General features: G+C 69.9%; 15 protein-coding genes. 7 read left to right on the top strand and 8 right to left on the bottom strand.

The features are described 5' to 3' along the window. Window positions 1-12: 12 nt before the first annotated feature. Both BWI15_RS17010 and BWI15_RS17005 read right to left on the bottom strand, forming a co-directional pair. Window positions 13-669: a nucleotidyltransferase family protein gene (locus BWI15_RS17010; protein WP_077015379.1), complete on the bottom strand. Its 657-nt coding sequence runs from the start codon at window positions 667-669 to the stop codon at window positions 13-15. A 152-nt stretch (window positions 670-821) separates the two neighbouring features. After that, window positions 822-1,508: a DUF4245 domain-containing protein gene (locus BWI15_RS17005; RefSeq protein ID WP_077015378.1), complete on the bottom strand. Its 687-nt coding sequence runs from the start codon at window positions 1,506-1,508 to the stop codon at window positions 822-824. Window positions 1,509-1,576: 68 nt separating this feature from the next. On the opposite strand from BWI15_RS17005, the gene glpX reads away from it, so the two are divergent. Genes glpX through BWI15_RS16990 form a run of 3 tightly spaced genes read left to right on the top strand, consistent with a single transcriptional unit; the run spans window position 1,577 to window position 4,485 of the window. Beyond that, on the top strand, window positions 1,577-2,611 hold the full coding sequence (gene glpX / locus BWI15_RS17000) for a class II fructose-bisphosphatase (protein WP_077015377.1): 1,035 nt from the start codon (window positions 1,577-1,579) through the stop codon (window positions 2,609-2,611). Window positions 2,612-2,645: 34 nt separating this feature from the next. Beyond that, complete coding sequence (locus BWI15_RS16995) at window positions 2,646-3,587, top strand: carbohydrate kinase family protein (protein ID WP_077015376.1); 942 nt, start codon at window positions 2,646-2,648, stop codon at window positions 3,585-3,587. 58 nt (window positions 3,588-3,645) lie between these two features. Beyond that, entirely contained in the window at window positions 3,646-4,485 is an 840-nt protein-coding gene (locus tag BWI15_RS16990; protein WP_168197329.1) for an ABC transporter ATP-binding protein, read from the top strand. Here the strand turns inward: BWI15_RS16990 and BWI15_RS16985 are convergent. Continuing rightward, window positions 4,460-5,152 (bottom strand): DUF1707 SHOCT-like domain-containing protein, encoded by a 693-nt coding sequence (locus BWI15_RS16985; RefSeq protein ID WP_077015374.1) that lies wholly within the window; start codon window positions 5,150-5,152, stop codon window positions 4,460-4,462. The two genes, BWI15_RS16990 and BWI15_RS16985, sit on opposite strands and share 26 nt — an antisense overlap. Window positions 5,153-5,458: 306 nt before the next feature. Here BWI15_RS16985 and BWI15_RS16980 point away from each other — a divergent pair, with 306 nt between their 5' ends. From BWI15_RS16980 to BWI15_RS16970, 3 genes are all read left to right on the top strand, one after another. Continuing rightward, a complete protein-coding gene (locus BWI15_RS16980; protein ID WP_077015373.1) occupies window positions 5,459-7,123 on the top strand; it encodes a fumarate hydratase in 1,665 nt (554 codons plus the stop codon). 31 nt (window positions 7,124-7,154) lie between these two features. Beyond that, the gene (locus BWI15_RS16975; protein WP_077015372.1) at window positions 7,155-7,604 is read left to right on the top strand and encodes a VOC family protein; all 450 of its coding nucleotides are present in this window, start codon (window positions 7,155-7,157) and stop codon (window positions 7,602-7,604) included. A 284-nt stretch (window positions 7,605-7,888) separates the two neighbouring features. After that, window positions 7,889-8,713 (top strand): dienelactone hydrolase family protein, encoded by an 825-nt coding sequence (locus BWI15_RS16970; RefSeq protein WP_202817672.1) that lies wholly within the window; start codon window positions 7,889-7,891, stop codon window positions 8,711-8,713. On the opposite strand, the gene BWI15_RS16965 is transcribed toward BWI15_RS16970, so the two are convergent. Both BWI15_RS16965 and BWI15_RS16960 read right to left on the bottom strand, forming a co-directional pair. Then, window positions 8,691-9,380: a DUF402 domain-containing protein gene (locus tag BWI15_RS16965; RefSeq protein ID WP_077015371.1), complete on the bottom strand. Its 690-nt coding sequence runs from the start codon at window positions 9,378-9,380 to the stop codon at window positions 8,691-8,693. The genes BWI15_RS16970 and BWI15_RS16965 overlap by 23 nt on opposite strands. Continuing rightward, complete coding sequence (locus tag BWI15_RS16960; RefSeq protein ID WP_077015370.1) at window positions 9,377-10,780, bottom strand: class II fumarate hydratase; 1,404 nt, start codon at window positions 10,778-10,780, stop codon at window positions 9,377-9,379. The genes BWI15_RS16965 and BWI15_RS16960 overlap by 4 nt, the downstream gene beginning before the upstream one ends. A gap of 98 nt (window positions 10,781-10,878) precedes the next feature. On the opposite strand from BWI15_RS16960, the gene BWI15_RS16955 reads away from it, so the two are divergent. Beyond that, window positions 10,879-11,256: a DUF3224 domain-containing protein gene (locus tag BWI15_RS16955; RefSeq protein WP_077015369.1), complete on the top strand. Its 378-nt coding sequence runs from the start codon at window positions 10,879-10,881 to the stop codon at window positions 11,254-11,256. On the opposite strand, the gene BWI15_RS16950 is transcribed toward BWI15_RS16955, so the two are convergent. From BWI15_RS16950 to BWI15_RS16940, 3 genes are all read right to left on the bottom strand, one after another. Then, the gene (locus BWI15_RS16950) at window positions 11,241-11,897 is read right to left on the bottom strand and encodes a spermidine synthase (RefSeq protein ID WP_077015368.1); all 657 of its coding nucleotides are present in this window, start codon (window positions 11,895-11,897) and stop codon (window positions 11,241-11,243) included. The genes BWI15_RS16955 and BWI15_RS16950 overlap by 16 nt on opposite strands. A 7-nt stretch (window positions 11,898-11,904) precedes the next feature. Beyond that, on the bottom strand, window positions 11,905-12,603 hold the full coding sequence (locus BWI15_RS16945) for a hypothetical protein (protein ID WP_077015367.1): 699 nt from the start codon (window positions 12,601-12,603) through the stop codon (window positions 11,905-11,907). 162 nt (window positions 12,604-12,765) lie between these two features. Continuing rightward, window positions 12,766-14,100, bottom strand: a complete 1,335-nt coding sequence (locus BWI15_RS16940) for a PhoH family protein (RefSeq protein ID WP_077015366.1) — start codon at window positions 14,098-14,100, stop codon at window positions 12,766-12,768. Window positions 14,101-14,292: the final 192 nt, after the last annotated feature.

Genomic DNA, 14,292 nt, shown 5'->3' with positions numbered 1-14,292 from the left:
CGAGCCGGCGGTTCAGCTGGTGTTGCGGGTGTGGCTGGGGCGGCGGGTCCGGATCGGTACGGCGGCCGGCGGGACGAGCGGGTGGGCCGGGGCGGCGGTGTAGTGGCCGACCAGGGCCTGGTAGTCGTCCCACGTGTCGACGGTGAGCGGAACGTTGCCTATGGCATCCACATCGGTGACGGGGTGCGGGCCGGTCTCGATCAAGGACCACAGGTCGTGGTCGCTGCGCAGGGAACGCAGCGACCCGAACGTCTCCCGGCCGAACCAGCACGGACAGCCGCGGCCGTCGTCGTACCGGGTGACGCCGATCGGGGTGGCCGCTTCGGCGACCAAGGACCAGACCGCGGCCGAGGTGACGCCGGGCTGGTCGCCGCGCAGGATCACCAGCCCGTCCGTCCGACGGTCGATCGCGTCCAGGGCCGGGACGATCGACGAGCTGCCGGTGTCGGCGTGCGGGGTGTCCACCACGCGCACGCCGTCCAGGTCGATGCGTTCGCGGATCTGACCGGCGGCCGTGCCGAGCGTGACGACGAGCTGGTCGAAACCGCAGTCCCGCGCGGCGTCGAGCGTCGCGCCGAGCAGGGTCTCACCGCGGTAGGCCAGCAGCTGGCGGGGGACGCCGAGTCGCGGTGAGCCTTCGGCAGCCAGCAGCAACCCGGTGACGAACATGCCGCGTCAGCCCTCGACCTGGATCGTGACAGTCACACCAGGCTCCTTCGCCGACGTCGATTCCCGATCGAACCGCGAAGTCGACCGCCCTGTCAACAGGTGCACGACTTCCAACCCTGCAAGGGATTCGCCGCTCAGGTGAGCACGGCGACTCAGCGCAAAGTTGCAGCAAACGTTTCAAGGGCAGGGTATCCGGCGTTGCCGACCACGATCGTGGTGACGCCGGAACCGACCAGCACGAGCGCGTTCTCGTTCTTGCGTTCGAGCAGCGTCTTGCGCTGCCAGACCACTCCGCGGACGGTCGAGGTGCCGTCGTCCTCGGTCTTGCCGAGCTCCTCGTTCTGGTAGGCGCGGCTGGTCTGGTTGGACTGCTCGAGGCCGACGTACTTCTTTTCGTTGGTGACCGTGCCGAGGTGCCAGGTGATCGGGCGCTGCTGTGGCGCGCGGAACTCGACGTTGGTCGCCGTCCACCCTTCGGGCATCGGTTCCGGACCGCGGATCCAGGGAGCGGCCTTGCGCGCGTCCGCCAGTTGCGCCGTGTACTCGACCGCGCGGACCTTCTCCTCCTTCGGCCGCCAGGTGACGATCATCAGGAACGCGACCACGACGAACGTCGCCAGCAACGCCCAGAACATGTTGGTCAGCGTGCGCGCCTTGGTCCGGTTCGCCCGGTCCTGCTCCCGGTAGGCCATCGCCTCCGCGCGTGCCCGGGCCCGCTCCCGCGCCACCGGATCGATCCGCGCGCCGGGTCCGCCGGCGGCGTCGACCGCGGGCTGCTGGGAAGCGTTCTCCTCGGCGCCTGCCTCGGGGTGGGTCGGCTCGTGACCTGTCGGACTCATGGCACCAGTGTCTCGCGGGTCCGATCTCGCCCGATCACCCCCATCGGGCGTTGGCTACGATCCGTGCCATGAGCGACCCCACCACACCACCCGCCCATCTCGAGGTCGACGAGCACGCACCCGACCGGAACCTGGCTCTGGAACTGGTCCGGGTCACCGAGGCCGCCGCGATGGCGGCCGGTCGCTGGGTCGGCCGGGGCGACAAGAACGGCGCCGACGGTGCCGCGGTGAACGCGATGCGCACGCTGATCGGCACCGTCGGGATGAACGGCGTGGTGGTGATCGGCGAGGGCGAGAAGGACAACGCCCCGATGCTCTACAACGGCGAGCGGGTCGGCGCGGGCGACGGGCCCGAGTGCGACGTGGCGGTGGACCCGGTCGACGGCACCACACTGGTCGCGAAGGGTATGGCCAACGGCATCGCCGTGATGGCGGTCTCGCCGCGCAACACGATGTACGACCCGTCCGCGGTGTTCTACATGGAGAAGCTGGTCGTCGGGCCCGAGGCCGCCGAGCACGTCGACATCCGGCTCCCGGTCGCGGAGAACATCCGCCGCGTCGCCAAGGCGAAGGGCTCCAGCGTCGACGACGTCACCGTCGTCCTGCTCGACCGCCCGCGGCACGAGCAACTGGCCACCGAGATCCGCGCCACCGGCGCCCGGATCAAGTTCATCAGCGACGGCGACGTGGCCGGCGCGGTCGAGGCGGCCCGCCCGGACACCGGCCTGGACATGCTGGTCGGCATCGGCGGTACGCCGGAGGGCATCATCGCCGCCTGCGCGATGAAGTGCCTCGGCGGGTTGATCCAGGGCCGGCTCTGGCCGCGCGACGACGACGAGCGGCAGCGCGCGCTCGACGCCGGGCACGACCTCGACCGCGTGCTCAGCACCGACGACCTGGTCGGCGGTGACGACTGCTTCTTCGTCGCCACCGGTATCACCGACGGCGAACTGCTGCGCGGCGTCCGGTACGGCAACTCGACCGCCCGCACGCACTCGCTGGTGATGCGCTCGCGCAGCGGCACGATCCGCAGCATCGAAAGCGTGCACCAGCTGGAGAAGCTGCGCGCGTACTCCGCCATCGACTTCGAGCACGCGCGGTGAAGGTGTTGTCGGTCGAGCTGGGCCGGGAGGCCAAATGACTGCCCCCGTCCTCGTCATCGGCGAGGCGCTCGTGGACATCGTCGGCAACGGCAAGTCGCGCAACAGCTCCAAGAACGGGACCAAGGCCACCCCGGGCGGCTCGCCCGCGAACGTCGCGGTCGGCCTGGCGCGGCTCGGCGTACCGACCGAGCTGGTGACCCGGTTCGGCACCGACCCGTACGGCGACCAGCTCGGTGCGCACCTGTTCGGCAACGGGGTTCAGCTCGCTCCGGGGTCGGTCGACCCGGGCTTCCGGACCAGTACGGCGACCGCGACGCTGGACGCCGCCGGGGTCGCGACGTACCAGTTCGACATCAGCTGGGAGCCGCCCGCGCTCACCCTCAACCGGGGATGCCCGGCCGTGCACACCGGCTCGATCGCGACCGTGCTGGAGCCGGGCGCCGACGCGATCCGCGAGTTCCTGACCGGTCTGGCCGCCAAGCCGGTCACGGTCACCCTCGACCCGAACGCGCGACCGACGATCACGCCCGACGCCGACCGCACGTGGTCCGCCGTACGGGGGCTGGCCGCGTTGTCGGATCTGGTGAAGCTGAGTGACGAGGACTGCGAGTTCCTGCGGCCCGGGTCGTCGCCGGACGAGGTCGCGGCCGAGCTGCTGTCGGAAGATCGCACGAAGTGCGTGGTGATCACCCGCGGCGGCGACGGCGCGATCGGCGTCACCCGGAGCGGGCGCGTCGAGGTGGCCGCGCCGGCGATCGACGTGGTCGACACGGTCGGGGCGGGCGACTCGTTCATGTCCGCGCTGATCGCCGGGCTGCAGGCACGCGGCCTGCTGGGCGAGACCCGGCTGGAAGGGCTCGACGAGAAGGCACTCCGCGACGTCGTCGACTACGCGGTGAAGGCCGCGGCGATCACCTGCACCCGGCACGGCGCGGATCCGCCCACGGCGGCCGAGCACGCGTCGCTCTGGGGCTGACCAGCTGAAGGAGCGACCCCTCAGCTTGTCTGAGGAGTTGGGTTGCTACCGTCGCAACGTGCCGACCATCGACGACCTGCCGCTGCCCGTGCTCGATCTGCGTGACGTCACGCTTGTCCGCGACGGCAAGTCGCTGCTTCAGGACGTCTGCCTGACCGTGCGCGAGGGCGAGCGCTGGGCGCTGCTCGGCCCGAACGGCGCCGGCAAGAGCACGATGCTCAAGCTGTGCGGCGCGATCGAGCATCCCACCCGTGGCACCGTCGAGGTGCTCGGCAAGCGGCTCGGGCGGGTCGACATCCGGGAGCTGCGCGAGTCCATCGGGCACGTCGACCCGCGGCACCCGCTGCGTTCGGCGTTGACGATCGAGCAGGTCGTCTCCACCGGGATCACCGGCACGATCGAGCTGATGCCGCGCTGGCAACCCACGGCCGCGCAGCGAACTCGGGTCAGTGAGCTCATCGACCTGCTCGGCATCGCGAACCGGGCCCGCAGCGCGTGGACGACGCTGTCGCAGGGCGAGCGAGGACGCGCGCTGATCGCCCGCGCGATGGTCGCCGACCCGCAACTGCTGCTGCTCGACGAACCGTCCACCGGCCTGGACGTCGCCGCCCGCGAGCAACTGCTGGACACGATCGACCTCGTGCACGCGTCGCGGCCGACGCTCTCCTCGATCCTGGTGACGCACCACCTGGAGGAACTGCCGTCCTCGACCACGCACGCGGCTCTCCTGCGCGATGGACGCGTGCACGCCGCGGGCCAGGCGACCGGCGTACTGACGTCGGAGCTGGTGTCGGAGTGCTTCGGTCATCCGATCGAAATCGAGCACACCGGGGACCGCTGGGCCGCCCGGTCGGTGCGCGGCGCCGGACGGGTCAGTGCAGGCGCAGGCGCTTGCTGAGGCGCGGACCGCGCTTGATCTTGATCTCGCCGAGGATTGCCGTACCGCGGATGTAGAAGGTTTTCGGCGGCGCGGTGCTCGGCTCGACGACGCCGCCGAGGCCCGCCTCCTGCTCGGTGACCGCGCCGAGGATCGGGTTGCTGTCCAGGTGCACGATCGCGTTCTGCGGGACGCGGATCTTGACGTCGGCGAGGATCGACTTCACGTCGATGTAGATCACCGGGTGCGGCATGTTCGCCTCGGTGTAGTCCAGGGTCACGTCGCCGAGCACGGCGTTGACCTCCTGGCGCTGCGGGACGAGCCAGTTGCCGGTCCGCTTGGACTCGGACAGGAACGCGTTGAGCGTCGGCGCCACCGCGACCGCGTCCGTGCCGTACTGCGGCTGAGTGTTGTACGCCGCGGCGGCGGGCTGCTGGTTGGGAATCGCGAGACCGTTCGGCAGGTCGTTGGTCAGCTGGACCAGCTCGCCGTACGTCTTCGCGGCGTACACCTCACCCAGCCGGTCCTCGAGCTCGGCATAGCTGAGGCGGCCCTCACCGGCGGCCTCGCGCAGCAGCTCGGCGACGTCCTCGCGCTCCAGGTCGGACACCCGGCGGCGCAGAGCGAGCTCGTCCCCGGTCGGCTGTGTGTCCTGCGGGCGGTCCTGAGGTCCCTCTTCCTGAGCCACAGGAAAACCTTACGCGCGCAGCGGTGCGCGGGGACAGGAGTTACCTCCCGGATCAAACCCTGACCCGACCCCTGAACTGTGCTTGTTGGCCTCGCCTTCGGCTCGGCGTGGTCATGGGGCCTTGGTTCCCGGTCTTCCCTCGTCGGTCGGTCGCTGCGCTCCCTCCCTCCTCAGTCCAGACCGGGAGGCCCCATGACCTTTTCCAGACGGGGGCTCGAATTTCTGTCCTGGCCCCGCGATGCAAGGCGCGCGGGGCGGCTCTAGGCTTGGTGGATCTCAGACCACCTGCCCTGGAGGTACGCCCGCGTGTCCGCCGATTTCAGTTACTCCGACCTGCTCCCGCTCGGCCAGGACGACACGGAGTACCGGCTTCTCACCACCGAGGGAGTCAGCACGTTCACCGCGGGTGGCCGGACCTTCCTGCAGGTGGATCCGGCGGTGCTGCAGCAGCTCACCGCCGAGGCGATGCACGACATCTCGCACTACCTGCGCTCCGCTCACCTGGCTCAGCTGCGCCGGATCATCGACGACCCCGAGGCATCCGGCAACGACCGGTTCGTCGCGCTCGACCTGCTGAAGAACGCGAACATCTCGGCCGGCGGCGTGCTGCCGATGTGCCAGGACACCGGTACGGCGATCGTGATGGGCAAGAAGTCGGAGGGCGTGCTGACCGGCGCGGTCGACGAGCAGTGGATCAGCCGGGGCGTGTACGACGCGTACACCAAGCTCAACCTGCGCTACTCGCAGATGGCGCCGCTGACCATGTGGGACGAGAAGAACACCGGGTCCAACCTGCCGGCCCAGATCGAGCTGTACTCGACCCCTGGCACGGCGGACCCGGCGTACAAGTTCCTCTTCATGGCCAAGGGCGGCGGCTCGGCGAACAAGTCGTTCCTGTTCCAGGAGACCAAGGCGGTGCTCAACCCGGCCGGGATGATGAAGTTCCTGGACGAGAAGATCCGCTCGCTCGGTACGGCCGCCTGCCCGCCGTACCACTTGGCGATCGTCGTCGGCGGGACCTCGGCGGAGTACGCGCTGAAGACCGCGAAGTACGCCTCCGCGCACTACCTCGACGCGCTGCCGACCTCCGGATCGCCGCTGGGCCACGGGTTCCGCGACCTCGAGCTGGAGGAAGAGGTCTTCAAGCTCACCCAGCAGTTCGGGATCGGCGCGCAGTTCGGCGGCAAGTACTTCTGCCACGACGTGCGCGTCGTCCGGCTGCCGCGGCACGGCGCCTCCTGCCCGGTCGCGATCGCGGTCTCCTGCTCGGCCGACCGGCAGGCGCTGGCCAAGATCACGCCGGAGGGTGTGTTCCTGGAGCAGCTCGAGCGGGACCCGGCGCGGTTCCTGCCGGACACCACCGAGGAGCATCTCGACGACGCGGCGGACGTCGTACGGATCGACCTGAACCGGCCGATGAGCGAGATCCGCGCCGAGCTGTCGAAGCTGCCGGTGAAGACCCGGCTGTCGCTGAACGGGCCGCTGGTGGTCGCGCGCGACATCGCGCACGCGAAGATCAAGGAGCGGCTGGACGCGGGCGAGCCGATGCCGCAGTACCTGCGGGACCACGCGGTCTACTACGCCGGGCCGGCCAAGACGCCGGAGGGCTACGCGTCGGGTTCGTTCGGGCCGACGACGGCCGGGCGGATGGACGCGTACGTCGACCAGTTCCAGGCGGCCGGCGGATCGTTCGTGATGCTTGCCAAGGGCAACCGATCGGCGAAGGTGACGCAGGCGTGCCGGCAGCACGGTGGCTTCTACCTCGGCTCGATCGGCGGTCCCGCGGCCCGGCTGGCGCAGGACTGCATCAAGTCCGTCGAGGTGATCGAATACGCCGAACTCGGGATGGAAGCGGTCTGGAAGATCGAGGTCGAGGACTTCCCCGCGTTCGTGGTCGTCGACGACAAGGGCAACGACTTCTTCACCGAGACCGCCAAGCCGGTCCCGCTGACGGTGCGCCCGCGCAGCTGACTTCTGCGGCCCGGACGGGCATTCTGGGCAGATGACTCTGGACTGGAAGCTCGTGGTGGACTGCGCCGACGCGCAGGCCCAGGCCGCCTTCTGGGCCGACGCCCTCGGGTACGTCGTGGAGGACAACCGGGCCCTGATCGACCAACTGCTGACCTCCGGCGCGATCCCGCCGGAGGCGGTGGTCACGGTCGACGGGCGTCCCGGATTCCGCACGATGCAAGCCGTTCGTCATCCTGACGACCCGGTGCAGGACTTCACCGGTATCGGCCAGGGCCGGCGGATCCTGTTCCAGCAGGTGCCGGAGCCGAAGGCCGTCAAGAACCGCCTGCACCTCGACCTGCACGCCGGGCCCGAACGGCGCGACGCGGAGGTCGACCGCCTCCGGGGGCTCGGTGCGACCGTCCTGCAACGCGTCCAGGAGCCGGGCACCGATCACGTCGTACTGTCCGATCCCGAGGGCAACGAGTTCTGCGTCCAGTGAGCCGAGCCCTGCTGCTCATCGGTGGCGGCGGAGCGGGCAAACGCTGTGCCGGAGCGCAATACGTCGTGGTCTATCGAGACGGCGGCTCAGTCAGGCGAGAAACTAATCGGTTGGCCGACTCCGACGGCGCTGCTAGCCTGCCCGGTGACCGTCTGGCCGAAGGAGGTGAGCCCCGTGAACGCTGTCACCGCGTGGGTGCTCCTCGCTTCGTCACGGTCGGGCGATTGACGTAGGTCTCGCCGGGAGCGCCAGGACTCTGAAGGCACTCCCGAAAGGCACCACCTGTGAGTTTCCAGTTCACGGCACAGACCTCGGCGGACGGTGTGCTCACCCGCTCGTTCGCCCTGGGTGAGATCACCGGCGTGCTCTGGTCGCCGGCGACCTCGTCAGGCCCCACTCCCCTGGTCCTGCTGGGACACGGCGGCGGCCGGGACAGCAAGGCGCCGCCGATGGTCGGTCGCGCTCACCGGCTCGTCTCCGACGCCGGGTTCAGCGTGGCCTGCATCGACGCACCGGGACATGGCGGCAGGCCGCGGAGCACGACCGACGAGCGGGAGATCGCCGCGATGCAGCAGGCGATGGCGACCGGCGAACCGGTCGGACCGATCGTGGTCCGCTACAACCTCGACCTGGCCGAGCGCGCCGTCCCGGAATGGCAAGCCACGCTCGATGCCCTGCAGCAACTGCCGGACCTCGCCGACGAGCCGGTCGGCTACTTCGGGCTGAACTTGGGCACCGCGATCGGCGTACCCCTGATCGCGGCCGAGCCGAGAATCCGCGCCGCCGTCCTCGGCGTTTTCTGGTACGACGACGCGCTGGCGAAGGCGGCCGCGCGGATCACCGTGCCGGTGGAGTTCCTGATCCAGTGGAACGACGAACACATCCCCCGCGCGTCGAGCCTCGCCCTGTTCGACGCGTTCGCCTCAGCGGAGAAGACGTTGCACGCGAACGCGGGGGCGCACAAGGACGTGCCGCGGTTCGAGTTCGACAGCGCGGTCCGCTTCTTCGTCCGTCATCTGTCGCGCCGGCGCAGCACGCCGACCGTCGGGGCGGGCGACACCGGCCGCGTTCACCCGCCGCGTTGTGTCAGCTCAAGAGCTCCTCGGTGATGTGGGTGACCTCGTATCCCGTCGGAGCTTCGGGCACGCGCCACGTCGGCGGGGCGGTCCAGGTGTCCCAGCCGTCGGCGAACGGGCTGGTCCAGGCCTCGATCTCCCGTACGGCGGCGTGGCCGTCGGCGGTGATCCGCTCGGCTTCGGCCGGCGTGAACCGGCCCGCCTCGACGGCACCCTCCAGCTCGTCCTCGTCCTTCCACTCGATCGTGCGATCCGGCGTGATCCACAGGTCGAGCACGAAGTCGGTCGTGCTGGTCCGGCGCGCGGCCAGGTCGCGACGGTGCTCGGCCTCGAGGTTCACGTACCAGCCGCGGAAGCTGCCGTCCTCGTTCCAGAAGTGCCAGACCGACCAGGGCTTGCCGGCCGGGGCGACCTTCAGGATGCCGGTGCCGTGCCAGATGTCGAGCTTGAGCACCCGCGGCTCGGTGAACATGCCGGTCGGCCCGGCGTGCCGCACCTCGCGGCCGTCGGCCAGCACCGGCTTGATCAGCGGAGTCCCCGGCGCCAGCCACGCGACCAGCCCGTCGGCGTCGTCCTGGACCACGGTCATCGGCCGGACGTTGGGCAGGTCGGGATGCCGGCCCGCACCCAGGTACACCCACTCGATCGTTGTCCCCGGCGCCCAGTGGACGTCCGGCTCCGGTACGGCGGCCGCCGTCACGGCTTACCTGGTCTGGTCATCGACAGCACGTCGAGCGCGGCGTCGAGCTGGGCCTCGGTGAGGTCGCCGTTCTCGACGTGGCCGTTCTCGATCACGACCTCGCGAATGGTCTTGCCCTGCTTCAACGCGCTCTTCGCGACCGCGGCGGCGTTCTCGTAGCCAATGTAGCGGTTCAGCGGGGTGACGATCGACGGCGACGACTCGGCCAGGGCGCGTGCGTGCTCGACATTCGCGGTGATGCCGTCGACGCAGCGATCGGCGAGCAGCCGCGAGGAGTTGGTCAGCAGCTCGATCGACTCCAGCAGGTTGCGGGCGATCACCGGCAGCATCACGTTCAGCTCGAAGTTGCCGCCGGCACCGGCCACGGTGATCGTGGTGTCGTTGCCGATCACCTGGGCGGCGACCATCAGCGTCGCCTCGCAGATCACCGGGTTCACCTTGCCGGGCATGATGCTCGAGCCGGGCTGCAGATCCGGCAGAGCGATCTCGCCGAGGCCCGCCCGCGGACCGGAACCCATCCAGCGCAGGTCGTTGCAGATCTTGGTCAGGCTGACCGCGATCGTCTTCAGCTGGCCGGACAGCTCGACCAGCGCGTCCCGAGCGCCCTGGGCCTCGAAGTGGTCGGCGGCCTCGCTCAGCTCCAGGCCGGTCCGCCGGTTCAGCTCGGTGATCACCTTCGCGGCGAAGCCGGGCGGGGTGTTGATCCCGGTCCCGACCGCCGTCCCGCCGAGCGGCAGCTCGGTGACCCGGGGCAGGGTGGCCCGTACCCGGTCGGCGCCGCGGCGGATCTGCGCGGCGTACCCGTCGAACTCCTGGCCAAGAGTGACCGGCGTGGCATCCATCAGGTGGGTCCGCCCCGACTTCACCACCTCGGCGAACTCCGTGCCCTTGCGGGCCAGCGACTCGGCCAGGTGGTCCAGCGCGGGCAGCAGCTGCTGGACGACGCCCGCGGTGGCGGCGACGTGGATCGCCGACGGGAAGGTGTCGTTGCTGGACTGGCTCGCGTTCACGTGGTCGTTCGGGTGGACGTCGGCGTCCAGGGCGCGAGTCGCCAGCGTGGCGAGCACCTCGTTGACGTTCATGTTCGTCGACGTGCCGGAACCGGTCTGGAACACGTCGATCGGGAACTCGGCGTCGAACTCCCCGGCGCTGACCCGGTCGGCGGCCGCGACGATGCCCTCGGCCAGCTTCGCGTCGATCACGCCGAGCTCGGCGTTGACCACCGCGGCCGACGCCTTGATCTGTGCCAGCGCGTGCACGAGCGCCGGCGCCAGCGGCCGGCCGGAGATCGGGAAGTTCTCCACCGCACGCTGGGTCTGCGCCCGCCACAACGCGTCGCGAGGCACCTTGACCTCGCCCATCGTGTCGTGCTCGATCCTGAATTCCACGTTGTCACCCATACCTGCAGAGTACGTCGATCCGCGCTGTCGGCCGGGACTGGTAGAACGTCTGTGGACAACGCCACACATGACGCGAGCCCAGTTCCCGAGGAGTCCCGATGCCGTTCACCCAGTCGTTCGAGATCACCAAGTGGGACCAGTCGACGTACGACGAGAGCGACGACGTCGAGCTCGGGCGCGCGACGGTCACGAAGTCGTTCGCCGACGGCCAGCTGGTCGGCACCAGCTCGGCCGAGCTGCTGATGGTCGGTACGCCGGCCGGCCCCGCGGCGTACACGGCGGTCGAGCGGTTCACCGGCACGCTGGACGGCCGCGACGGCTCGTTCGTGATGGTGCACGGCGCGACCGCCGACGAGTCCGCGTCCCACGGCAGGATCGTCGCCGCGGCCGGCGACCTCACCGGCCTGACCGGCACGGTCGTCTACGAGCACGACGACCAGGGCCCGCGCCTCACCCTCGACTACGAACTGGCCTGAACCGAGCCCTGGTAGACGTAGTACGTCTCGTCCCGTCCCTGCAACCGCACCGGGACGGGCGAGACCACGCACGCCCCGAACACGTTGCCGATAGCCCCTTCCAGGGCGGCCGACGCGGACGACGACCACACCGTCAGCACGCCACCGGCGCGCAGCTTGGACCGGCAGACCGCCAGGAACCCGTCCTGGTAGATCACCGCGTTCCCGTCGTACACGAGGAAGTCCGGGCCGTTGTCGACGTCGAGCAGAATCCCGTCGTACGACGCGTCCGCCTGCTCGGCGACGACCGCGCGAACGTCGCCGACGGCAACCACCACCCGCGGATCGTCCAGCACCGACGGCACCAGCCCTGCGCGCATCCACTCGACCAGCGCCGGCTCGATCTCGGCCACGACGACTTCCCGCAGCCGCGCGTCGGCCAGCAACGCACGCACGGTGTAGCCCAGCCCCAACCCGCCGACCAGCACCCGCGAAGGACTACCTGACAAGGCAACTTGAGCCAGGAGTTCCTCGCTGGAGGTCTCCCGGTCGTCCATCACGAACACCCCGTTGACCCGCAACTCCAGCGCGCCGTCGTCAGCGCGGCGGCGCAGCAGGATCTCCCCGCGCTCACTCACAGCGCGCGCGACTTCGGACGTCACAGCGCTGTCAGTACCAGTTCTTCGCCTTGGAGTGGGCCCAGGCTTCGCAGGGCGAGCCGTGGGCGTCCTCGATGTAGTCCAGGCCCCACTTGATCTGGGTGACCGGGTTGGTACGCCAGTCCGAGCCGTACGCCGCCATGCGCCGGCCGGGCAGGGCCTGCGGGATGCCGTACGCGCTGGAGGTCGGGTTGTCGGCGTTGACCTTCCAGCGGGACTCCTTGGTCCACAGCTTGTCCAGGCAGGAGAACTGGCTCTCGCTCCAGCCGTGGTTGTCGAGCAGGTTGAAGGCGATCTCCTTCGGCGTGCCCTCGAGCTCCTTGCGGGCGGCGTCGCGGCTGGCGCGCTCCTTGCGGGAGTCGTTGTTGGTCTTCTGCAGCGCCTGGTACCGGGCCAGGGCGGCGTTCTTGGCCTTGCGGCGCAGCGCGGCCTGGTCCTGCAGGGCCTTGCGGGCGTTCTCCACCGCTTCGATCTGGTTGCGCAGCCGGGTGACCTCCGCGGCCTGCTCCTCGGCGCTCGGCGGCTTCGGGGTCGGCGTCTTGGCCTGCCGGCCCTTCTCACTGTTGAGAACCGCGAGCTCCGCCCGCCCGGAGACGGGGTCGGAGGCGGCACTGGTGCCGGGGGAGCTGAAGAGATCGATACCTGCGACGACCGTGACGACGGCGATCCCACTGACCGCGAGGACCGCGACGGAGCGCTTCGCTTTCATCTGTCCTTCCGAGATACCCGACCCCCGTCGGCTGCAACAGGAACATACTCTGACCTAAACAGACCGTGATCACAAGCAGGTCACAACACACGGTGCGGCCACATGGGCTGTGGCCGCACCGGGTACCGCGGAAGTTTTAAATTGGCTTTACAGAGACCTCTGTCAGAGCTGCACGTCCTCCAGCATCTCGGTCACCAGCGCCGCGATCGGCGAGCGCTCCGACCGGGTCAGCGTGACGTGGGCGAACAGCGGGTGGCCCTTCAGCTTCTCGACCACCGCGACGACGCCGTCGTGCCGGCCGACCCGCAGGTTGTCCCGCTGGGCGACGTCGTGGGTGAGCACCACCCGCGAGTTCGCGCCGACCCGGGACAGCACGGTGAGCAGCACGTTGCGCTCCAGCGACTGGGCCTCGTCGACGATCACGAACGCGTCGTGCAGCGACCGGCCGCGGATGTGGGTCAGCGGCAACACCTCGAGCATGCCGCGGTCCAGCACCTCGTCGATCACGTCGGCGCCGGCCAGCGCGCCGAGGGTGTCGAAGACCGCCTGGGCCCACGGCTGCATCTTCTCCGACTCCGAACCGGGCAGGTAGCCCAGCTCCTGGCCGCCGACCGCGAACAGCGGGCGGAAGACGACCACCTTCTTGTGCTGCCGCCGTTCCATCACCGCCTCCAGGCCGGCGCACAGTGCCAGCGCCGACTTGCCGGTGCCGGCCCGGCCACCGAGCGAGATGATGCCGACGTCGGGGTCGAGCAGGAGGTCGAGCGCGACCCGCTGCTCGGCCGACCGGCCACGGATGCCGAACGCCTCCCGGTCACCGCGGACCAGCCGGATCCGCTTGTCGGGCATCACCCGGCCGAGCGCGCTGCCGCGGTCGGACAGCAGCACCAGACCGGTGTGCGTCGGGAACTCACCGGCCTGCGGAAGCTCGAGCACCCCCTCCTCGTACAGCGCGTCCACGTCGGCGGTCTCGACCTCGAGCTCGCTCATCCCGGTCCAGCCGGACTCCAGCGCGAGCTCCGCGCGGTACTCCTCGGCCACCAGGCCGCAGGCCGACGCCTTGACCCGCATCGGCAGGTCCTTGGAGACCAGGGTGACGTCGCGGCCCTCGGCGGCGAAGTTGCACGCCACCGCGAGGATGCGGCTGTCGTTGTCGCCGAGCCGGAAACCGGCCGGCAGGCTCTCGGGGTCGGTGTGGTTCAGCTCGACCCGGAGGGTTCCACCCTTCTCCCCCACTGGCAGGGGTGCGTCCAGACGTCCGTACAGAATCCTGAACTCGTCCAGCAGGCGCAGCGCGGTGCGGGCGAAGTAGCCGAGTTCGGGGTGATGCCGTTTGCCCTCCAGTTCGGTGACAACGACCACCGGAATGATCACCTCGTGCTCGTCGAACCGCTCCATCGCGTGCGGGTCGCTGAGCAGGACCGAGGTGTCCAGCACGTAAGTGCGCTGGGCCGGTGTGGATGAGGTGCTTGACGCCTTGGCGTGGGTGGCAGCCATGTCGCACGTCCTCTCGGGCCGCAGCGTGCACCACGCCCGGCCCACCAGTGGTTAGGTGATGGACCGGGTTCGGGCCCGGAGATCTGGTGCAGATCTCCTCCGGCACGCCGTGGCGTGACCGGGGATCAGCAGGATCGAGACCCTGGGTCTCGGGTACTCCGTTCTGCCCCTCATGGGGCAACCGGCTGGAGA

This window comes from Kribbella sp. ALI-6-A (assembly GCF_001984195.1).
GTDB lineage: Bacteria > Actinomycetota > Actinomycetes > Propionibacteriales > Kribbellaceae > Kribbella.
Note: the sequence above shows the minus strand (reverse complement) of the source record. Positions and strands in the feature narration are given on the sequence as shown.